A 21,605-nucleotide genomic window follows, 5' to 3' on the forward strand; every position below is an offset into this window, starting at 1 on the left:
GTCATTTCAGGCGCGGGTTGAGCTCGTCGCGAAGGAAATCGCCGAGCAGGTTGATGCCGAAGACGATCAGCATGATGAACAGGCCTGGGAACACCGAGATCCACCACAGCCCGGAGAACAGCACGTCGAAGCCGTTCTTGATGAGCAGGCCGAGGGAAGGTTCGGTGATCGGCACCCCGACGCCCAGAAACGACAGGGACGCCTCGATCAGGATGAACGTGCCGACCTGGATCGTCGCCACGACGATCAGGGGCGTCAGCACGTTGGGCAGGACGTGGCGCAGGATGATCTTGCGGTTCGGCAGGCCCGACACGCGGGCGGCCTGGACATATTCCTTTTGCGATTCCCGCAGGGTCGAGCCCCGCACGATGCGCGCATACACCACCCAGCCCACCGAGATCAGCGCGATCAGAACCTTGTCGGCGCCGGTTCCGAACGCCGACATCAGGAAGAGGGCCGTCAGCACCGACGGAAACGACAGCTGGATATCGGCGATCCGCATGATGACGCTATCGAGCTTGCCGCCGTAAAAGCCCGCCAGGAGGCCCAGCGCAGCGCCGAGCACGCACGAGCCCAGCATGGCCGTGAACCCGATGAACAGCGATATGCGGCTGCCGTAGACGATGCTGGCGAGGACGTCGCGACCCTGGCCGTCGGTTCCGAGCAAGTATTGCGGCACGCCGCCCTCGAGCCAGACAGGCGGCTTGAACGAGTCCATGAGTTCGAGCTGCGCGACGTCGTAGGGATCCTGCGCGACAAGCCAGGGGCCGATCGACACCATGACGACAAACATCGCCACGATGGCCGCGCCGATCATGGCCGAGCGGTTGTGCCGGAAACTGTGGAAGAGCTCCGACGCGGCAAAGCGCTTCATGACCCCTGGAACGGTGTTCATCGGGCGGGCTTCACTTGACCTTGATGCGCGGATCAATGACCGCATACAGGATGTCGACGACGAAGTTGACGACCACGAACATGAACGCGACGAACATCAGGTAGACGACGATCACCGGCCGATCGCCACGGTAGATCGAGTCGACCAGCAGCTTGCCTATGCCGGGCCATGCGAAGATCGTCTCGGTCAGCGTCGCGAACGCGATGAGGTCGCCCATCATCAGCCCGAACACGGTCACCAGCGGGATCAGCGCATTCTTGAGCCCGTGCTTGAACAGCACGCCGCGCCGGTCCGCCCCCTTGGCGCGCGCGAACTTGATGTAGTCCTGCTTCATGACCTCCATCATCTCGGCGCGGATGATGCGGATCAGGATCGCGAGCGTGCCGACCGAGAGCGTCAGCGCCGGCAGGATGAGATGGCGAAAGCCTTCCCAGCTCAGGAAGCTCACGCGCAGGCCAAACAGCTCCTGGGTCGGTCCCCGCCCCGAGGAGGGAACGAGCTGCAGCTTCACGGCGAAAACGTAGATCAGCACCATGCCAAGCCAGAAGCCCGGCAGCGAGATGCCGACCAGCGAGCCAGCCATCACGGCATGGCTGCTGGCCCGCTCCGGGCTCGCGCCGGCGTAGACGCCGAGCGGGATGGCGACCACGAGGGCGATCGCCATGGCGAGGATGACGATCTCGAGCGTGGCCGGCAGCCGTTCCAGGATCAGCTGCATGGCGGGCTGGCGGAACACGAAGGAGCGCCCGAAATCGCCCCGGACGAGGCTCGACAGGAAATGGCCGTATTGGACGAGATGGCTGTCGTTCAGGCCGAGCAGCCGGCGCGCCTGGGCGATCTGCTCCTCGGTCGCATCCAGCGGCACCATCATGTAGGTGGGGTCGCCCGTGAAGCTCATCATCACGAAAACGAGCACGGACACGGCCCAGAGGACCACGACGATCTGGATCAATCGCTTGGTGAAGTAGCCGAACACGATTGAGTACTCACGGGAGTGGCCGAACGGGCGGCGGCGGCGAACGGCGGGCCAATGCGGCCCGCCGGAAGACGATCAGATCACCGGCGAAACGACGTCAGTTTACGTCCATCTCGTAGGCCCAGATGAACTTGTCCATCCGCGGCACGACCTTGACGTTCTTCTTCGCCGCGTAAATGTCCTGCTCGTAATGGAGCGGGATCATCGGGATTTCGCGGGCCGCCACTTGGGTGGCTTCCTTCAGAAACGCGTCACGCTGCTTGATGTCGGCGGTGGCGTCGGCCTTGTCGATCCAGCTGTCGAATTCGTCGTTCGCAAAGGAGCCGCGGTTCGCCTGGCCGAACCCGGGCTTCTTGCCCCGGCTGTACATCAGCGTGCTGTACATGTTCCCGGCGTCGCCTGAAGGCGTGTCCCACCCGCTCATGATGAAGCTCGACTTGTCCGACGGCACGCGAATGTAGCCGAAGAAGTTCGAGCGCGGCATCAGGTTGAGATTGAGCTTCACGTTGATGCGCGCCAGCATGCCGGCCAGCGCCTGCGCGATTGCGCCGTCGTTGACGTAGCGGTTGTTGGTGGTGTCGAGGGTCATCGCAAACCCTTTCTCGAAGCCCGCCTCCTTCATCAGCGCCTTCGCCTTCTCGACGTCGAAGGGATAGAGCTTGCGGAAGTCGAGACCGGGCACGTAGCCCAGGTGCGACGAGGGAACGTACTGCTCGCTGGGCGTCGCGAAGCCATTCATCACCACCGTCTTGATCGCCTCGACGTTGATGGCGCGCACCAGCGCTTCGCGCACCCTGCGGTCGCGCATCGGGTTGGTCGGCAAGTCGATCGTCGGCGACTTCTCGCGCGTGTCGATCGCGATCACCATGTTGAGCAGGCTGGGCCGCGTGACGACGTCGTAGGCTGCGTTGGCCTTCACGCTGGCGACGTCGCGCACCGACAGGTCCTGGATCACGTCGACGCCGCCCGTCAGCAGCGCTGCGGTGCGGGTGGCCGGGTTGGTGATCGGCTTGAACGTGACGGTGTCGATCTTCGGCTTTCCGCGCCAGTAATCGGCATGAGCCGTCATCGAGAGGCGGTCTTCCTTGACCCATTCGGCGAGCTTGTAGGGACCGGTGCCCATGGGCTTCAGGCCCATCTGCTCGTCGCCCATCGCCTTGGTGTACTTCTCGTTGACGATCAGCACCTCCGCCAGCGCCATGTGCAGCACCGCATAGGGCTTGGGCGTCTTGATCTCCACCGTGTAATCATCGATGGCGCGTGACGAGGCGATGTTGGCGACGAGGTTCGACATCAGCGCCTTCTTCAGGCGCTCGAACGTGTAGACCACGTCGGAAGCCTTGAGTTCGTCGCCGTTGTGAAACTTGACGCCCTTACGCAGCTTGAACACCCAGGTGGTGTCGTCCACGATCTGCCAGCTTTCCGCCAGCCCGGGCTCGAAGCCGAGCTCCGGCGTCCGCGACACCAGCGGGTCGTAGAAGTGGTAGAACATGATGTTGCCGGTGAGCTCGTTGGCCGCGTGCGGATCGAGGATCACGGCGTCCGCGGTCAGCGCTATCGTGAGGGACTTGCCCTGCGCGTGAGCGGCTCCGGAAAGCGCCACGCCGCTCATCAGGGCGAGGGCGAAAAGATTGCGGCGCGTCAAGCCCGCGAGGCCGTTCTTCATCATCTTATCGCTCCCCTGCGCATGGTTCGGACGTAGTCAGTGGCCCGCTCACTCGAGCGCGGACTGGATCTCGAGCTGGTACCCTTCCGGGTCGTCGAATACGAAGGCGCGGATCTTGAGTTGGGCGTTGCTGCGCGGTTCGCGCAGGCCGGAAGGTCCGACGCCCAGGATGTAAGCGTACCACGCGTCGACGTCGGCCACGCGCATGCAAATCTGCACCGGCTTGATGTCGTTGGCGCGATGGCTGCCGCGGCTTTCGTCGACCAGCCCGATATAGCCGTTGGCCGTGACCTTGTAGATTTTCGACCAACCCTGGTCGATCTCCAGCGTGAGGCCGATCACGTCTTCGTAGAAGCGCATCGCGGCGGCTAGATCACGATAATAAAGAAAGGTGATCAGCTTTTCAGTCGCCGAGTGGGGCGGCCGGTCGGAATTTGTCATCGGTCAGCCCTTCTTCGTCGGAGCGAAGCGTCCAGAGCCCAAGCTCGTTGATTATGCCGACGGTATACAACACGTATTCCGTGTCAAGGCGAGGTCGTTGCAATCGCTCCGGAGCCGGCCGGGCCTGGCCAAAGAAACGCGTGAGAATACAGCGCACAACACGCGTCACACGAATTGTCGGGGCGTTGAACCTGCTATAGCGTCAACGACACAGCGGGGTGTTCAAGCCCTCTGCAGGGAGGATCTTCATGAAGAATATCAAGCCGTTCAGGCTGGTCGCAGGCCTTGGCGTGGCGCTCGGTTTGGGGCTGTTGGCATCCGCGCCCGCGCAGGCGCAAGCCACGCTCGACGCCGTCAAAAAGCGCGGCAAGGTCTTGTGCGGCGTCTCGCCCGTTGCGGCCGGGTTCTCCTTCGCGGATGACAAGGGCGTGCGGCGCGGGTTCGACCAGGACGTCTGCCGCGCGGTGTCGGCCGCGGTATTCGGCGATCCGGACAAGGTCGAGTCAGTGCCTCTCAGCACCAATGTGCGCTTCCAGGGGCTGCAGTCCGGCGAGGTCGACCTTCTCTCGCGCCAGACCACATGGACCTTCTCGCGCGACAATTCGCTCGGGCTCGATTTTGGACCGATCGTCTTCTACGACGGCCAGGGCATCATGGTTCCGGCCAAGCTCAACGTGAAGAGCGCGGGCGAACTCGGAAGCGCCGTGGTCTGCGTGCTGCCCGGCACCACCACGCAGCAAAACCTCGAAGACTACTTCCGGCCTCGGAACATCAAGTACGAGGCGGTCGTTTTCGAGAATTCGGACGAGTGGCGGAACGCCTACTTCACCGGCCGCTGCGACGCGATCACGACCGACCGCTCCGACCTCGCGTCCGTGCGCGCGGTGGCGCCCAATCCCAAGGATCACGTCATCCTGCCCGAGACGATCTCCAAGGAGCCGCTGGCGCCTGTCGTCCGGCAGAACGACGCGAACTGGCGCGACATCGTCACCTGGTCGTTCTTCGCCATGGTGGCGGCGGAAGAGTTGAAGATCACGCGCGCCAATGTCGACACCTTCCTGACCAGCAAGGATCCGGAGGTGCAGCGTTTGCTGGGCGTCAGCGGAGACCTCGGCAAGATGCTCGGGCTCGATGCGAAGTGGGCCTACAACGTGATCAAAGGCGTCGGCAACTATGCCGAGATGTTTGACCGCAACGTGGGACCCGACACCCCGATCGGTCTCACGCGCGGACCCAACAAGCTCTGGACCGAAGGCGGCCTGCTGTATTCGCCGCCGTTCCGGTAAGCCGTCCCGGAAGGCCTGATCAGGCCTTTGCGATCAAGCGGGCAGGCGGCACACATGCCGCCTGCCGTCCCGTCCTGTCCATCCCCGCCCTGATGAGCCGAGCGAGCACGCCGCGATGACGCGACTGTTCTACGACCTGCGTGTGCGCGCCATCCTGTACCAGGTGCTGGCGGTCGCGTTCGTCGCCAGCGTGGCGTGGTACTTGGCCGCGAACGTGTCGCAAAAGCTCGCTGAGCAGAACATCGTCACCGGCTTTGGCTTCCTGAGCCGCGAAGCCGGCTTTGTGATCAGTCCGAGCTTCATCGACTACAAGCCCACTGACAGTTTCGCCCGGGCGTTGCTGACCGGCATACTCAACACGATCTTCGTGTCTGCGCTCGCCGTTGTGTTCGCGACCATCCTCGGACTCATCGTCGGCGTCGCACGCCTGTCGGGCAATCCGTTGCTGAGGGCGCTGGCCTTCGTTTATGTCGAGGCGCTGCGCAACGTTCCGCTGCTGCTGTATCTTTTCCTTTGGTACGGGCTGATCGTCAATTTGCTGCCGCCCGTGCGTGAGGCCATCGAGCTGATGCCGCATGTGTTCGTCTCGAACAGCGGCGTCACCATCCCGGCGATGAACTGGACGCCGTCGCACACCAAGGTGCTGCTGGCTCTCATGGCCGGCGTGGTCCTGGCGATGACGGTCCGGCGGCGCATGGTCGCTCAGCGTGTCTCCACCGGCGTGGAGCGACGCATGTGGCCCTGGGTGCTGCTCGCCTTGCTGGGGCCGGCTCTTGTCGCCCTGCTGCTGTTTCGGCCCGAGATCACGATCGAGTACCCGGAGAAGGGGCGGTTCCGGCTCGCCGGCGGCGCGCATCTCAAGCCTGAGTTCACCGCTCTTCTGCTGGGCCTGACCCTCTCGGCCTCTGCGGGCATCGCCGAGACGGTGCGCTCCGGCATTCTCTCCGTGGGCAGGGGACAGTGGGACGCCACGAAGTCGCTCGGGCTGGATCGCGGCATGGCCCTGCGCCTCGTGGTTCTGCCGCAGGCGCTGCGGGTGATCATCCCGCCGCTGACCAGCGCCTATCTCAGCCTGTTCAAGAACTCCTCGCTCGCGACCGCCATCGGCTATCCCGACCTCGTCCTCGTGACCAACACGACCATGAACCAGACCGGTCAGGCGGTGGAAGGGATCGCGATCATGATGTTGGTCTACCTCAGCATTTCGATCACGATCTCGCTCTTCATGAACTGGTACAACGCCCGCGTCGCGCTGAAGGAGCGTTGAGCCATGTCGCAGACCGAACTCATGGCGACCGCGCCGCCGCCCAGGCCCGGCTTCTTTCAACGCTCCGTTCAGCCGCTCTTCGGCACGCCGCTCAACGCGGTGATCACGATCGTCTGCCTTTGGCTGTTCTGGATTGTCGCCAAGGCCGCCTGGGGATGGGCGGTGACGCGCGCCGTCGCGGAAGGTGGCGGCGCAATCTGCCGCGCCGGAAGCGGGATCTGCCTGCCGTTCCTGGCCGCCAAAGCGCGTTTCATGATCTTCGGCGTCTACCCCTATGACGAGCACTGGCGTCCTGCCCTCGCGATGTTGGTGTTCTTTGTCGCGATCGGCGTCTCGATGATCCCGCGGTTCTGGGGGCGTTGGCTCCTGGCCGTCTGGGCGTTCGCTCTGGTCGCCGGCATGGTGCTGATCGCCGGCGGCGCCTTCGGGCTGCGGCCGATCCCCACGACTCAGTGGAGCGGGCTGCCGCTCTCCTTCATTCTCACCGCCGTGGGGTTGGCGCTGGGTTTTCCGCTCGGCGTTGTGCTCGCGCTGGCGCGAGCGTCGAAGCTGCCGGCCATCCGCGTCATCGCGGTGTTCTTTATCGAGGTCATCCGCGGCGTGCCGCTGATCTCGATCCTGTTCATGGCCACCGTGATGCTGCCGTTGTTCATGCCGACCGGCGTGACCGTCGACAAGCTGCTCCGCGCCCAGGTCGCGATCATCATCTTTGCGGGCGCCTATATCGCGGAAGCGGTGCGGGGCGGGCTCCAGGCCATTCCGCGCGGCCAGTACGAGGCTGCGGCGTCTCTGGGCCTGCACTACTGGCAGGCGATGCGGCTCATCGTGCTGCCGCCGGCCCTGAAGATTGTCATCCCGCCGCTGGTCAACATCTCGATCGGCTTCTTCCAGGACACGACACTCGTGACGATCATCGGCCTGCTCGACTTCCTGTCGACGGTCCGCACCGCGATGCTGGACCCGGAATGGGTCGGCGCCGCCGTGCTGGAAGGCTATCTGTTCGCGGCCACGATCTACCTCGTGTTCTCGTACGGAATGGGAGCCTACAGCCGCTATCTCGAGCGCAGGCTGAGAACGGGGTTCGACTAGCGCCGCCCTTTGCGTCGCCGGCTGGATCAGCCGGCTCGCGCCGCCCGGATTTCCTTGGCGAAATCCATGGCCTGGTAGGTCCAGTAGGTCATCTGCGCAACAGCGGCGCCGACCGGGCCGCCGGCCCAGTTCAGCCCGAACGGCGCGAAAAGCTTGTAGCGGTCGCTTGCGCCCAGGATGCCTTCGGCGACGACCCGCCCGCCGACGGCGGTCGTATTGAGGCCATGCCCGCCAAAGCCGAAGCAGTGCCAGACGTTTGGCGTGGTTTGCCCGATCATCGGCATGAGGTGGCGGGCATACGCCATCAGCCCCGACCAGGCTGCGTCGACGCCGATCCCCGCGAGGCTCGGATAGGTCGACACCATGGTGGCCCGCAGCATCTCGGCCAATCGCGCCGGCTCGCTCGTGCGCGTCGTGATGCGCCCGCCCCAAAGGAGCCTGCGACCACCATCCACGATGCGGTAGTAGTCGCCAGCGCGCCGGTTATCGCTGATCGCGTAGGGCACGCCGATGACCTCGGCGATCCGCTCCGGGGCAGGCTCCGTCAGCAGCACATAGGTGGCGATCGGCAGCATCGCACGGCGCAAGCGCGGCGACACGTCCCCCGTATAGCCTCCCGTCGCGAACACCACGTCACGCGCCTGGATCCGCCCGCCGGACGTCTGCAGCACCTTGGTCGCGCCATCCAGGTCTGCGCCGGTCACCGGCGAGCCTTCGAAGATCCGCGCGCCCAGCGCTTCGCAACCGGAAGCCAGGGACAGCGCATAATCGAGCGGATGAAAATGGAACGCCTGCGGATCGAACAGCGCTTCGTGATACTTGGTCGATCGGAGCACGCCGCGAACCTGCTCGCGATCACGTAATTCCAGCGCGTAGCCGAAGTCGCGGGCCATCTGCTCCTGCCGCGCCTTCAGGGCCGGGGCGGCGGCATGGCGCATCACGCTCAGCTTGCCGTAGGTCGCGACATTGTCGGTCGAGCCCAAAGCGGAGAGGCTGTCCTCGACGATCCGGACGCCTTCGATCGAGAGCCGATACAACTCGTGCGCCGCCTCCCGGCCGGCCATCAGCGCGATATGGGAGAGGCTCGTGGCGTAGCCAGGCCCGACGAAGCCGCCATTGCGGCCCGACGCTCCCCAGCCGATGCGCTGGGCCTCCAGAATGGCGACGCTCCGACCGGCGCGGACCAGTTCGATCGCGGCGGTCAGCCCCGCAAGCCCGCCCCCAACGATCGCCACGTCGACGTCGACGACCCCGGTCAAACGCGGCCGCAACGACGACGGACGACGCGTGCGGGAGTAGTAGGAATCAATGTATTCGGTCATAACACCACTATAGGTGCACATTGGCCGTCTCAGCCATGGGCGCCGCTGCGGGCGTGGGCTTGAAGCTCAGGGCCGAGCCCATGGCGAGCCGCCGCGGGCGTCCCGCAGGGCGGCGCCGCACTGGGTCTTTTCACACCATCGAACAACGGAACTCCGATGAGCGAAACCGCCGGCGTCACTGTTTTCCGCAACTGCGATTGGCTGGTCGCCTGGGACGGGGCGGCCAAATCCCACGTCTATCTGCGCGGCGCCGATTTCGCGTTTTCGGGTCAGGACATCGTGCATGTCGGCAAGGGCTATGACGGGCCGGCCGCGGAGGAGATCGACGCTCGCGACCTGATGATCATTCCCGGCTTCGTGGACGTTCACAGCCATCCCGGGCACGAACCCGGCTGGAAGGGGATGCTCGAGGAGCTGGGTTCGCCCAAGCTCGGCCAGAGCTCGCTGTACGAGTTCATGCCGGTGTTCCAGGTCGGCAAGGAATACACGCGCCCGTGCCTGCGCGTAGCCGTGTCCGAACTTCTGAAAAGCGGCGTGACGACGATCTGCGATCTCGGCCGCCCGCGCGAGACCTGGGCGGATGAATATGCCGAGACCGGTATCCGCGCCGTGCTGTGGGGCATGTTCCGATCCGGACCGTGGAAGACCACGAACGGCCACTCGGTCGAGTACGATCTCGATTTCGTCGCCGGCGACAAGGCCCTGAAGGACGCCATCGAGATCGCCGACAAGGCGTCACGGCATCCGTCGGGTCGGATCACGGGCTTCTTCGGTCCGGCGCAGATCGACACGTGCTCCGAGGGGCAGATCCGCGACGCCCTTGCGGCCGCCCGCGAGCGGAACCAGCCCATCCAGATCCACGCGGCTCAGAGCATCGTCGAATTCCAGGAGATCGTGCGTCGCTATGGGGCGACGCCCGTGGAGTGGCTCGACCGCATCGGCGCGCTGGGGCCCGATACGATCATCGGGCACTGCATCTTCCTCAACGATCACCCGTGGATCCACTATCCCCACGCCAACGACTTCGAGATGCTGCGCGACTCCGGCGCCATGGTGGCCCATTGCCCTGTCGTGTTCGCGAGGCGCGGCATCGCGCTCAACACGCTGTCGCGCTATGTGAAGGCCGGCATCCGCTGCGGCATCGGCACGGACAGCTTCCCGCACAACATGCTCGATGAAATGCGCATGGCCTGTTACGCGGGACGCATCATCGGCGGCAGCTTCACCGCCTCGACGACGCACGACGTGTTCATGGGGGCGACCGCCACCGGCGCGGACATGATCCGCCGGCCCGACCTCGGCCGGCTGGCGCCGGGTTGCAAGGCGGATTTTTCCGTCGTCGACATGCGCAACCCTTACATGCAGCCCGATTACGAGCCGATCCGCAGCCTCGTGTACTCGGCCAACGACCGGGCCATCCGGGACGTCTATGTCGATGGCCGCCAAGTGGTGAAGGCGGGCGAAGTCATGCATTTCGACATCGCCGAGGACATCGAGCTGCTCCGGCGGGCTCAAGGAGAGGCGATCGCGGCGGCTCCCGGCCACGACTGGGCCGGCCGAAGGCTCGATCAGCTGAGCCCGCGCGTGTTCCCGATCAGGGACTGAGCGGCAGGGACAAGGGCGCCAGCTTCGCCAGCGGCCGGCGCTGCGGGTCGCCCCGCTCCGCCGCCCGGCAGGCGCGCTTCTGCGCATCCTGCAGCTGGCGGACCGCGCCCTCGACGTCCATCGTCAGCACGCGGTGGTCTCGCACCACCGGCTGCCCGTCGATGAAGACGTCGCGCACGGCGCGCTCGGCGGCGCAGTGAATGAGGTTGCGAAGCGGATCGTGCACCGGCTGCATCGTTGGCTGGTCGAGATCGACCAACACGAGATCGGCCTTGGCGCCAACCGCGATGCGGCCGATGTCCTCGCGGCCGAGCGCCCGCGCGCCGCCCGTGGTGGCGATGTCGAACAGGGTTCCGGTATCCAGATCGAAAACCGATCCCGCCGCAACGCGCGAGCAGATCAGGGCTTCGCGCATCTCTTCCAGCATGTTGAACGGATAGCTGTCGGTGCCGAGCCCGACATTCACGCCGGCGCGGCGATACCCGCCGAGCGTTTGCAGCGTCATCCCGGAGCGCGCGAACGTCACCGGGCAGTGGGCGACATTTGTGCCCGAGCGGGCCAGTCTGGCGAGGTCGTCGCGCGTGCGCTGGCGCGTCCAGCCGTGGTGATCCAGGAAAATGCAGTGCCCGATGATGAGATCCGGGCCGAGCAACCCCAGCCGCTCCATCATCTGTGGCGCGGTCTCACCGGTGCGGCGCAGCAGCTCTTCGTGCTCGGCCATGGTCTGCGCGCCGTGGATGGTGATGCGGGCGCCTCTGTCGCGCGCCGCCGCCACGGCTTCCTGCAGCAGCGCCTCCGAACAGGTCTCGATCTGAGAGGGGGCGACGACGCCATCGAGCCGACCGGAGGGATGGGCCTTGGCCTGATCCACCAGGTTCAGCGCCTCCTCGTAGCGGGCCCGCCCGCGAGCCATGTCCCACTCGAAGTCCAGCCGGTGACTTCCTTCCATCCGCCAGGCCGCCTCGCGGAAGCCCGGCGCGAGCCAGGCCCGGATGCCGCTCTGAGCGGCGAGCGACAGCCAGTGCGGATGGAAGCCCGCGATGTCGAGGCAGCTGGACACGCCCGAGCGCAGCAGGTCGGCCAGCATCACGATCTGGCAAGCGTCCTTGGCGTCGGCGTCTGCATCGATCAGCGCCGAAAACTCATAGAGCGCATTGCCCCACAGCGCGGCCGTCCCGACATCCTCAAACAGGCCCTTGGCGATCGGCTCGTCGCCTGAATGGCAGTGAATATTGACGAGTCCCGGCATGACCATGCTGCGCCGGCCGTCGATGACTGCATCGGCCTGACCCGCATAGGCGGAGCCGACATGGGTGATCGTCCCGTCACAGAAAGCGACGTCGACGCCCTGCCGGTAGCGATGCTCGGTCTCTCCGTCGGCGCGGGTGACGGCCCAGGCGCAATTGCGAATAACGGTGACGGGACCGGGCATGCTGGTTGCTCTCGAAGGGTTTCAGGGCGCGGGCGACCTTCGGCGAAGCTGCGGCTCCAAGTCAATTGCGGCCGTCGCCAGGGCAGGTGAGGGACCGGGCGCATCCATCGCCGTCTGGCGCGCCATCATTGTTGGATGCGCTCCAGCGTCCATATGGCGACTCGCGACGGGGCCGGCAGAACGGACGCGTTGCTCTCCGTCGCCCGAGATCTCGCTGTTCGGTTGGAGATGGCTCCCGCCTGTCGGGAATTGCCGGCGTGAGAACGCGCGGTGAAGTTCTGCGTCATCATCTCATCCGCACAGCGTCCGCGTGCTCCGGATTTCCGGACGTTCGAGCCCTGACGGCCAGACGATCCGAGAGCAGACGGCGCCGCTGCCTCATCATGACCTTTTTCGTCCGCAAACCTTGCGTTGATTCGGGAGGAATATTCGTCCGTTAATGGTGGGGGTATGATGAAGGATCTTAGCGGTTACAAGCTGACGTTCAGCGACGATTTCAACAGCCGCAGCATTTCTCAGACCGGCGCGGCGACGAAGTGGTCGGACATCCGGCCAGAGTGGCGGTATGACGCCAATTCGGACATCGGCTTCGGCAGGTCGTCCTTCTTGGACGCAGCCTCGGGCTATGATCCGTTCAAGGTCGCCAACGGCGTGCTGACCATCACGGCGCAGCCGGACAAGACGCCCTACGGTTATCCGGGCAGCTGGGAATCCGGCTTGATCCACACGCGGGGCGAGTTCGCGCAGACCTACGGCTATTTCGAGATGCGGGCGGACATGTCCGACGTGAAGGGCGCCTGGGACGCGTTCTGGCTCATGCCCGTCACGCCGGCCAACAACAAGCCCGGCTGGCAGGAACTCGACATCGTCGAGCACTACGGCAAGTACACGCCGGGCGTTTATAGCTGGATTCATACCACCGATTACCACCCCAACCCCAACGAGACGCTGCAGGTCTTCAGCAATCACCCCGACCAGACGCAGGGTTTCCATACCTACGGGATGGACTGGAACGACAAGACGATCGGCTTCTACTATGACGGCCAACTGATGGGGACGCGGGCGACGCCCAGCGACATGCATGGCCCGATGTACCTCCTGGCGAACCTCGCCGTGGAGGATGGCGCCGACCCGGCCGGTCCGCCGCTCCATATGCAGATCGACTATATCCGCGCCTATTCCAACAACCCGAACGCGACGCCCGAGACGCCGCCCACGTCTCAAGTTCCAACTGAAGGCGCCGACAAGCTTTCCGGACAAGGCGGCAACGATGTCATCGACGGAAAGGGAGGTGATGACGTCATCAACGGCATGGGCGGGAACGACACAATCTTGGGCGCTGGCGGCGCGGACACGCTGTGGGGTAACGAAGGCAACGACTCATTGAACGGGGGAGGTGGCAGCGACGTCATGTATGGTGGCGTCGGCAACGACACCTACATCGTTCATGACGTCGGCGACAAAGTCGTTGAACTCGCGAACGAAGGGTTCGATTTGGTTCGGAGCGGCGTCACGTACTCGTTGGCCGCGAATGTGGAGCGACTCGAGATCATCTACGCGGCCAACGCGGATGGATATGGGAATACGCTGGACAACCAGCTGACCGGCAACGCCGCCGCCAACCAGCTGCACGGCGGCGCCGGCGCCGATATGCTGGACGGGAAGGGCGGCGCCGACGTGCTCTTCGGGGACGCCGGCAACGACATCTTCCGGTTCTCCACTGCGCCGGCTGCGGGCAACGTCGACACGATCGCGGATTTCGCAAACGCGGCCGGCAACAACGACACGATCCATCTCGAGAACGCGATCTTCACCGCGCTTACCAAGGCGGGCGTGCTCTCGGCGGCGTCGTTCGCCGCAAACGCGGCCGGCGTCGCCCAGGACGCCAACGACTTCGTGGTCTACGAGACCGACACCGGCAAGCTCTTCTACGACAGCAACGGTTCGGCCGCGGGCGGGGCGGTGCAGATCGCCACGCTTGCCAATCACCCCGCGCTGACGGCCGGCGACTTCTGGATCGTCTGACGGTGCGACGCGATCGGCGCCCCGCGCGCCGGTCGCCTTTCGGCTGCGGCCAGCCCTACCGACCCTGCGGCGGACATCGCGCCTCCGCGGTGGCGATGCGCACCGGCTCCGTATAACCCTTCAGCGGGACGGCCCCGAGGTCGCGAAAGCGCGTGCGCGCCAGCGTGGCCAGCACGGCCGGGTCCGTCCCGGGCGCGGCCCGCGCCTGCTCGAGCGTTTCGGCCGCGATCACGATCGGGACGCCGTGCGGGTTGCACAGGCCCTCCAGCCGGGCCGCGAGGTTCATGGGGTCGCCGATGGCGCTGAAGTTCGTCTTCTGCTTGGAGCCGTAGTCCCCTACGAAGGCGAGCCCGCTCGCCACCGCGGCCTTGAAGCGCAGCCCCTCGCCGCCGTCTTCGCCCGGCAGCGCGTCCTGCTCGATCAGCTCGATCGCGGCCGCCACCGCCCGGGCGGCGTGGTCCGGCTGTTCGCCCACCCCGTTCCAGAACGCGATCACGGCGTCGCCGTCGAACTTGTCCAGCGTCGCCCCGTAGCGGTCCAGCACCGCCTGCGCGGCCGCAAACTTGGCGTTCAAGGCCTGGATAATGGCGGTCGGCTGCCGTCGGCGGCTCTCGCAGAACTGGATGAAACCGCGCAGGTCCGCGACCAGCACCGAGATCGGCCGCTCCTCGCCGCCCACCACGTCGTCCCGCCGCAGCGCCGCCGCCACCACCTTGGCGGGCAGGTAGCGGCCAAACGAGCGCCGCAGGTCGGCCAACGCCAGGTCGCGCCGCACCGCCAGCGTCATTGCGCCCATGAACCCCGCCGCGCTCACCAGCATCAGCGTGTGCCCGAGCGGCAACCACAGGCCCAACCCGCGGACGGCCAGCGCGGCGACGCCCAGAAACGCCGCCGCGAGCCCGACGATCGCGGCGACCACCCCGGCAAACGCCACCGCGGTGGTGGAGAACAGCGTCGGCCGCTCGGCCGGCATCCGGGCCAGCCGGCGGCTCAAGCCCAGAAACACCAGCACGGCGGCCGCCGCCATCAGTCCGCTCGCGGCCGCCCGCGCCGGCGGGTCCGCCAGGCGTGGCGTGCGCGCCGACGCGGCGCTCTCCACTGCGGCCGCCTGCACGAGCACGCCCGGCGCCACGTTGCGGTCGCCGAAATCGAGCGTCAGCCCGGCCGGTGCGCACGGGTCCGCCGGCGCGGCGGCGGCAGGCTGGCGCATGAACCGGTCCGGCCCGCGCCGCAGGTCCTCGCCCACGATGCCGGTTCCGATCAGCACCACGCGGTTGCGGAGAGAGGCCTGCAGCCGCCCCAACCCGTCCGCGGACGCCAGACAGCTCTCGAAGCGCCGCACCGTGATCACCGGCGCGGTGCGCAGCGGCGCGCCCGGAAACAAGAGCACGCGGCTCTGCTCGCGCACGCTGAGGTCGTCGTCGTCGTTCGCCGCGAGGCGGTCCGCGAAGCCGGCCTGGATCTCGCCCGTCGCCAGCCGCAGCCGCGTCGCCACGCTGCGCACCACGCCGTCCTCCTCCGCCTGGAGGTCCACAACCCCGACGCCGCCCGGCCCGACAAGGTCGCGATAAGCCTGCGCCGGTCGCACGGTCGGGTAGGAGCCGATCACGACCCGGTCGGTCTCGCGTTCCAGCAGGGCCCGCAGCGGAGCGTCGAAGCTGCGCAGGTCCGCGCCCGCGATCGCGAGGTCCGCCGGGTCGAGCGCCAGCACGAGATCAAAGCCCACCTTGCGCGCGCCCAGGTCCAGCGCCCGGCGGCCGAGCTCGGCCAGCTGTCGATGCTGCAGCGCGCGCGGCGCCAGCGACCAGGGCGGCCCGTCCAGCGTCTCCTGGTCGATCAGCAGCACCACGGCGTTGGGCCACGCGCTGGCGGCGTCCGGGTGTTGCAGCAGCGCGGCCGAGAGGTCGTAGAGCGGCGCGTTCGGCCCTGAAAGAGGCGAGAACGGTCCAGAGAAACCGCTCCAGCCGCCTATCGCCGCGCAAGCCGCCACGAGGGCAAAGCAGGCTGCCGACGAGAGCGCGCGCTGTCGCCAGAAGGGCTTGCCGAGCGCCGCGCCTGTGGTCATGGAACGCTGGCGCCTCCTATTTCGGCGAGGCCGGCGGCCGCACCGATCGCAACAGCACGCCGCCCGTTTCGCTGGGGGAGGCCGGCGGCGCGCATGCTCCCATGGGGGCGATCCGCGGCCCGTCGCCATCGGCGTCGATGCCGCCCTGGCCGACATGCACGGCGCCCGCGCCCTCCACCCGGAACGTCTTGCTGGCGCCTTCGTGGCAGAACGCGAAGCCTTCCCGGGCGCGCAGCACCACCATCGCGCCCGCCGGAAGGGTTTGCATCAACGCCATGGGGGCGAGGCGGCCATCGGCCAGCACCTGAGGCTTTCCCCGGAGCGCCGAGACATAGCCGGCCGGCTGCTCCTGCGCGCAGGCCGCGCCAGGCGCGACCAGGCCCGCCGCCAGAAGCGCCAGGCCGGCCAGCGGCGGGCCATGTCCAGACCATCTCGAGCCAATCATGCAGCCCTCCTGCGGCGACGCGTTCGGCGACCAAGCGAGAGCGCCAGCATAGCGCAGACAGCAGCCCGTGCGGTGCCGAAAGACACGCTGTAGTTGCAGGCCGACCGTGTGCGCCCGCGCACGTCGCGGGCCGTCGACGAATTGCCGGGGTTCCGGTTCGCGCTTACGCTTTCGGCTCCGCAAGACGCGCCCCGTCGCGCCTGCGATGCGGGCTGGATGTGATGGCGATGATCAGGATCCCATCGCGGAGCGCCGGCGCCACGGTCGCTCTCGTCTGGTTGATGTTTCTGGCGCTCGCATGCGGTTCCGCGATGGCGGACCGGCGCGTCGCGCTCGTGATGGGCAACGCCCACTACGGCAAGATCAACCGGCTCGAAAACCCGCTCAACGATGCGCCCGACCTCGCCGAGGCGCTGCGCAAGCTCGGCTTCCACGTCATCCTGCGCACGGACGCCGACAAGGGCGGCTTCGACCGGGCCCTTTCGGAATTCGCCCGCAAGGCCGCCGGCGCCGATGCGGCGCTGTTCTACTACGCCGGCCATGGCATCCAGTACCAGCGCCAGAACTACCTGCTGCCGATCGACATCGAGGTTGAGGACTACAACGACGTCGAGTTCCAGGCCGTCAATGTGGCCCGTGTCATGTCGGCGCTGGAGCGCTCCAGCGGCGTCAAGATCATCGTGCTGGACGCCTGCCGGGACAACCCGCTCGATCGTCGTCTTACCCAGGCGAGCCGCGCCGTCTCGGCCTCGCGCGGGCTCGCCCGGATCGATCGCACCGAGGGGCTGGTGATCGCCTACGCGACCGCGCCCGACCAGGTCGCGCAGGATGGCCGCGGCCGCAACAGCCCCTTCACGGAAGCGCTGATCCGCCGTTTGGCCGAGCCTGGGCTGGAGATCGCCACGCTGTTCCGCCGCGTCACGCAGGACGTGTATGAGCGCACGGAGGGCCGCCAGCGGCCCGAAGTGTCGATCTCGCTGCTGGGCGACTATTTCCTGAATGGCGGCGAAACCGACGCGCTCGCCTGGGCGCGGGTGCGCGAGTCGTCCGATGCGGCCGAATTCCAGGCGTTCAAGGCCCGCTATCCCAATTCGCCCTTCGCCCGCGAGGCGCAATACCGCCTCGACATGCTGGACCGCTTCCGCAAGGTCGAGGAACAGCGCGTCGCGTTCGAGCAGGAGCGGGCCCGCGAGCGCGAGCGCGCCCAGCGAGAAGCCCAGGAGCAGGACCGCGTCCGACTCGAGGCGCAGCGCCGCATCTTCGCCCGACTGGAAGCCGACGCCGCCCGGGACGCCGAGCGGCGCGCCGCGGAGCGCCGCGAGGAGGCCCGCCTCGAAGCCGAGCGGCAGGCCGCCGAGAAACGTGAGGCCGAGCGCCAGAGCGCCGAAAAGCAGGATGCGGCGCGCGAGGCCGAAAAGCTCGCCGTGCAGCGGCGCATTGAAGCCGAGCGGGTTGCGGCCGCTCGGCGCGAGGCCGAGCGTGTCGCCGCCGAGGACCTCGCCCGCCGCGAGGCCGCACAGCGAGAGGCCGACCGTCGCGAGGTGGAGCGCATCGCCGCCCAGAAGCGCCTCGACGCCGAGCGCCAGCGGGCCGCCGACGCCGAAGCCGATCGCCAGGAGGCGCTGCGCATAGCCGAGCAGAGCAAGGAGGCTCTGCGCCGCGAAGTCGAGCAGCTTGCCGCCCGCCGCCGGCAGGACGGCGACCGCGTCGCCGACATTGGCGCCGCGCCGGTCGCGCTGGCCGATCCTGCGCCCGGCCTCTCCCGCCGCTTCGACGCCGGCCTCACGGAGGCGGAGCGCCGCGAAGTCGAGCAACGCGCGGCCGAGCGCCGCCAGGCCCTTGAGGCAGACCGACGCGAACTCGCCCGCCTCACCGAGCTGCGCAAACACGCAACCCCGCGTGAAGCGCGCCGCCTCGACGCCGCCATCCGCAAACTCCAGTCCGCCCTCGCGGCCCGCGACAAGCCCGCTACGGCCCAGACGCCCTGAGCGCTTGCTTGGCGCGGGAGCGGCGCCCGCCGCCCGAGATCCTCGCCGTCATTGCGAGCCGGAGGCGAAGCAATCCAGCCTAAGGGCCCGGCATCAGGCTGGATTGCTTCGCTGTCGCTCGCAATGACGGGGAGAGTGGCGCCAACAACCCGGCGCCCCGGGGCCGAACCCACCGACAATCACGGCTCCCGCGCAACCCGCATGCCGTTGGTGTAGAAGCGCACGTCGAAGTCGTATTTGTAGCGCGAGGCGGAGCGCACGTAGCGTTGGTCGGTGTTGAAGGAGCCGCCCCGCAGCACGCGTTCGGGGCAGCGGGGGCGGGTCCAGGCGGAGCCGTCGGCGGGCGCGCCCTTGTAGCTGTCGTTCCAGCAGTCCTCGACCCATTCTGCGACGTTGCCGGCCATGTCGAAAAGCCCGAACGCATTCGCCGGGAAGCTGCCGACCGGCGCGGCCGCGGCGGCGGGTTCGGGGTTGCAGCCCCCGCACTGGGCGCGGCCCTTTTCCATGGCGACGCCCCACGGATAAGCCGTGGCGCCGCCGGCTCGGGCTGCGTATTCCCACTCGCTCTCGGTCGGCAGACGATAGGTCTTGCCGGTCTTGCGAGACAGCCAGGCGACATATTGCTGCGCGTCGTTCCAGTCGAGGTTCGACACCGGACGATTGCCGCGCCCGGCGCCACGATCCGGCGGCGCATAGGAGCAGCCGCCATCGGCCACGCACGCGTCCCACTCGGCGAAGGTTACCTCGTGCACCCCGAGCAGAAACGGCTTGCGGATCGTGACCGCGTGCACAGGACCCTCGAACGGGAACAGCTCGGTCGATCCCATCGAGAATGACCCCGGCTGGATCGTCGCCAACGGGGGGCAGCCGTCGCAATCCTGCACCACCGCGGGCGCGGGTTGGCGGCCTGGCGCTGCGGGCGCGGCCTGGCGCGGCGGGTCGCCTTGGCCGGGCTTTTCGACCTGCGCGGGCTTGTCGACCTGGCGAGGCGCCGCCGCGGGAGCGCGCGAGGGCGCGGAGGGCGCGGCAGGCGCCGCGGCCGCGCCTTCCAGCTCGCGCAACCTGGCCCGGGCCTGCGCGGCGAACCGGCCGTTCGGGTAGGCGTCCAGGTAGGTCCGGAAATCCGCCGCCACGTCCGCGCCCCGGATGGAGTTCCAGAACCGCGTTTCGAGCGTGTCGTCCGGCGCCGGCGCCGCGCGGGGCGCTTCGGCCGGCCTGCGCGCCTGGGCGTCGGCGCGGTCGCACCCAATCCAAAGCAACGCTGCGGACGCGCCGAGGACGCCGCGCAGGATCAGGACCGCGAGACCGGCTCTAACGCACATAGACCGTGATCTTTTTGGAGAGAACGGGCGGCGTGTGGGGGATGTGGTCATGGTCGCCCACGACGAGCTGCAGCGTGTGCGGCCCCGGCGGCAAGGTGAGCAGCACTTCCGTCTGGCCGTTGCCGAGGTGGATGTGGTTGTAGTCCGACGGGATCGGCCGTGTGAGGTCCAGGGGCTCGGCGTCCACCAGCAGGTGGTGATGGCCGGTGTTCGCCTTCGTGACGCCAGCGGGAGCCACGCCCATCTCCTTGAGCCCGATGCGCACCGTGAATCGCTGTGGAACATGGATGCCGTCCAGCGGGTAGTGGAAATAAACGGCCGCGCCGGGCGGGGAGGCCGTGCCGGCGGCCGCGACCACGGCGCTCAACCCAAGCCCGGCGAGCAGGCCCAGAAGCGCGACAATCCTTCGTCCCATCGCGGTCATCGCCATGCTCCCTCAGCGCCGGCGCTTCTTGGACGCAGCTTTGGCCGCGCCCCCCTTGCGGGGCGCCATGACGGTCACTTCGATCCGCTCCGTCATCACGGGCGGATCGAACGGCACGTGCTGCGCGTCCGCGAGAATGAGCTGCAGCGTGTGCCTGCCCGGCGCGAGCGAGATCTTCTTCTCGGTCTGCCCGTTGCCGAAATGCAGGTGCGCCGGATCATTCGGGATCGGCTGGTCGAGCGGCGGCGTCTCGACGTCGACCAGCAGGTGATGGTGGCCGGTGTTGGCCTTGGCGACGCCGGCGGGCGCCACGCCCATGTTGCGCAGGCCGAACCGCACGGTGGTGTTCGGGTAGATGGTCGCGCCTTTGGGCGGATAGATGAAATACACGGCCGCGTCGGGCGGCGCCGGAGTGCGGGTGGGAGCGCCGGCGCCCGAAGTCGCCTGAGCGAGCCCCGGGGCCGCCTGTGCGACCGCGGGGGCCGCGGGCCGGTCGGGCGCGCGCGGCTCCTCGGCGACGACGCGGATCGCCTTGGAGAACACCGGCGGATCGTGCGGCACGTGCTCGTGGTCGGCCAGCGCGAGTTGCAGCGTGTGGGGACCGGGCGACAGCGTCACCTCGGCCGAAGATTGCGCCTTGCCGAAATGCAGGTGGTTGGGATCGTTCGGGATTTCGCGATCGACGTCGGGCGGCGGAGCGTCGATGATCAGGTGGTGATGCCCGGTCGCGGGCGCGCTCGTGCCGGCGGGCGCAAGCGTGATCCCGGCCACCCCGAAGCGGATGGTGGCGCGCGTCGGGATTACGGCGCCGTCGTCGAGCCCCTCGAAGAACACGGTCGCGCCGGGCGGGGAAGGCGTGCGGGCCCGCTCCACCGTGGCGGCGTCGACGCGGACGTGCAGCACTTCCGACATCACGGGCGGATCGTGCGGCGCGTGGTCCTGGTCGCCGAGCACGAGTTGCAACGTGTGCTCGGCGGCCGGCAGGATGATCTCGGCTTCGGTCTGGCCACGGCCGAAATGCAGGTGATTTGGATCGCTCGGAATCGGCTGGTCGGGCGCCGGCGGGGGAGCGTCGATCACCAGGTGGTGGTGGCCGGTGTTCGGCCGCGCAACGCCGGCCGGCGCGATCTCCATCTTGTCGATGCCGAACCGCACGGTTAAACGCGACGGCACGGTCGCGCCGTCCTTGAGGTCGACAAAGAAAACCCGCGCCTCCGGCGGCGAGGCTTTGCGCTGCGGCTGCTGGGCGTCGGCCGAACGCGCCGCGAGGGCGGCCAGCAAGGCGACGAGCATGCGAAGGGACGCGTGGGTGAGCATCGCCGACCTCCGATGGCCGCAGGACACAAAATGCTCGTCT

17 protein-coding genes are annotated in these 21,605 nt (G+C 67.5%); 6 read left to right on the top strand and 11 right to left on the bottom strand.

Translation table 11 applies throughout. The features are described from left to right. Position 1: 1 nt before the first annotated feature. The 4 genes from IEV99_RS10785 to IEV99_RS10800 form a co-directional block, all read right to left on the bottom strand. Positions 2 to 895, bottom strand: a complete 894-nt coding sequence (locus tag IEV99_RS10785) for an ABC transporter permease (protein ID WP_244643803.1) — start codon at positions 893 to 895, stop codon at positions 2 to 4. A 10-nt stretch (positions 896 to 905) separates the two neighbouring features. After that, the gene (locus IEV99_RS10790) at positions 906 to 1,871 is read right to left on the bottom strand and encodes an ABC transporter permease (RefSeq protein WP_244643805.1); all 966 of its coding nucleotides are present in this window, start codon (positions 1,869 to 1,871) and stop codon (positions 906 to 908) included. 97 nt (positions 1,872 to 1,968) lie between these two features. Then, entirely contained in the window at positions 1,969 to 3,540 is a 1,572-nt protein-coding gene (locus IEV99_RS10795) for an ABC transporter substrate-binding protein (RefSeq protein ID WP_210318657.1), read from the bottom strand. Between the two features lie 45 nt (positions 3,541 to 3,585). Further along, entirely contained in the window at positions 3,586 to 3,978 is a 393-nt protein-coding gene (locus tag IEV99_RS10800) for a VOC family protein (protein WP_188517807.1), read from the bottom strand. A gap of 248 nt (positions 3,979 to 4,226) precedes the next feature. Here IEV99_RS10800 and IEV99_RS10805 point away from each other — a divergent pair, with 248 nt between their 5' ends. From IEV99_RS10805 to IEV99_RS10815, 3 genes are all read left to right on the top strand, one after another. Continuing rightward, positions 4,227 to 5,264 carry an amino acid ABC transporter substrate-binding protein gene (locus IEV99_RS10805; protein ID WP_188517808.1) on the top strand — a complete coding sequence of 346 codons (1,038 nt, stop codon included), beginning with the start codon at positions 4,227 to 4,229 and terminating at the stop codon, positions 5,262 to 5,264. Positions 5,265 to 5,379: 115 nt separating this feature from the next. Then, a complete protein-coding gene (locus tag IEV99_RS10810; RefSeq protein WP_188517809.1) occupies positions 5,380 to 6,531 on the top strand; it encodes an amino acid ABC transporter permease in 1,152 nt (383 codons plus the stop codon). A 3-nt stretch (positions 6,532 to 6,534) separates the two neighbouring features. Continuing rightward, positions 6,535 to 7,620: an amino acid ABC transporter permease gene (locus IEV99_RS10815; protein WP_188517810.1), complete on the top strand. Its 1,086-nt coding sequence runs from the start codon at positions 6,535 to 6,537 to the stop codon at positions 7,618 to 7,620. Between the two features lie 26 nt (positions 7,621 to 7,646). On the opposite strand, the gene IEV99_RS10820 is transcribed toward IEV99_RS10815, so the two are convergent. Then, entirely contained in the window at positions 7,647 to 8,942 is a 1,296-nt protein-coding gene (locus tag IEV99_RS10820) for an NAD(P)/FAD-dependent oxidoreductase (RefSeq protein ID WP_188517811.1), read from the bottom strand. 156 nt (positions 8,943 to 9,098) lie between these two features. Between IEV99_RS10820 and IEV99_RS10825 the strand changes: the two genes are divergently transcribed. Further along, positions 9,099 to 10,547: an amidohydrolase family protein gene (locus IEV99_RS10825; RefSeq protein WP_188517812.1), complete on the top strand. Its 1,449-nt coding sequence runs from the start codon at positions 9,099 to 9,101 to the stop codon at positions 10,545 to 10,547. On the opposite strand, the gene IEV99_RS10830 is transcribed toward IEV99_RS10825, so the two are convergent. After that, on the bottom strand, positions 10,537 to 11,979 hold the full coding sequence (locus IEV99_RS10830) for an amidohydrolase family protein (RefSeq protein ID WP_188517813.1): 1,443 nt from the start codon (positions 11,977 to 11,979) through the stop codon (positions 10,537 to 10,539). The genes IEV99_RS10825 and IEV99_RS10830 overlap by 11 nt on opposite strands. Positions 11,980 to 12,432: 453 nt before the next feature. Between IEV99_RS10830 and IEV99_RS10835 the strand changes: the two genes are divergently transcribed. Beyond that, positions 12,433 to 14,004, top strand: coding sequence for a family 16 glycosylhydrolase (locus tag IEV99_RS10835; RefSeq protein WP_188517814.1), 1,572 nt, complete (start codon positions 12,433 to 12,435; stop codon positions 14,002 to 14,004). Positions 14,005 to 14,059: 55 nt separating this feature from the next. Here the strand turns inward: IEV99_RS10835 and IEV99_RS10840 are convergent, their stop codons facing one another. Further along, complete coding sequence (locus IEV99_RS10840) at positions 14,060 to 16,069, bottom strand: CHASE2 domain-containing protein (RefSeq protein ID WP_188517815.1); 2,010 nt, start codon at positions 16,067 to 16,069, stop codon at positions 14,060 to 14,062. Between the two features lie 16 nt (positions 16,070 to 16,085). Then, positions 16,086 to 16,514 carry a hypothetical protein gene (locus tag IEV99_RS10845; protein ID WP_188517816.1) on the bottom strand — a complete coding sequence of 143 codons (429 nt, stop codon included), beginning with the start codon at positions 16,512 to 16,514 and terminating at the stop codon, positions 16,086 to 16,088. Positions 16,515 to 16,741: 227 nt separating this feature from the next. Between IEV99_RS10845 and IEV99_RS10850 the strand changes: the two genes are divergently transcribed. Beyond that, positions 16,742 to 18,502, top strand: coding sequence for a caspase family protein (locus tag IEV99_RS10850; protein ID WP_188517817.1), 1,761 nt, complete (start codon positions 16,742 to 16,744; stop codon positions 18,500 to 18,502). Positions 18,503 to 18,681: 179 nt separating this feature from the next. Here IEV99_RS10850 and IEV99_RS10855 read toward each other — a convergent pair whose 3' ends face one another. From IEV99_RS10855 to IEV99_RS23740, 3 genes are read right to left on the bottom strand one after another with little or no spacing between them, the layout of a single operon-like run. Continuing rightward, positions 18,682 to 19,824 (bottom strand): formylglycine-generating enzyme family protein, encoded by a 1,143-nt coding sequence (locus tag IEV99_RS10855; protein ID WP_188517818.1) that lies wholly within the window; start codon positions 19,822 to 19,824, stop codon positions 18,682 to 18,684. Beyond that, on the bottom strand, positions 19,814 to 20,248 hold the full coding sequence (locus tag IEV99_RS10860) for a DUF4399 domain-containing protein (protein WP_244643807.1): 435 nt from the start codon (positions 20,246 to 20,248) through the stop codon (positions 19,814 to 19,816). Before IEV99_RS10860 ends, IEV99_RS10855 begins: the two co-directional genes overlap by 11 nt. A gap of 12 nt (positions 20,249 to 20,260) precedes the next feature. Further along, on the bottom strand, positions 20,261 to 21,565 hold the full coding sequence (locus tag IEV99_RS23740; RefSeq protein ID WP_244643808.1) for a DUF4399 domain-containing protein: 1,305 nt from the start codon (positions 21,563 to 21,565) through the stop codon (positions 20,261 to 20,263). Positions 21,566 to 21,605 lie beyond the last annotated feature (40 nt).

Source organism: Alsobacter metallidurans, from assembly GCF_014636935.1.
Taxonomy (GTDB): domain Bacteria; phylum Pseudomonadota; class Alphaproteobacteria; order Rhizobiales; family Beijerinckiaceae; genus Alsobacter; species Alsobacter metallidurans.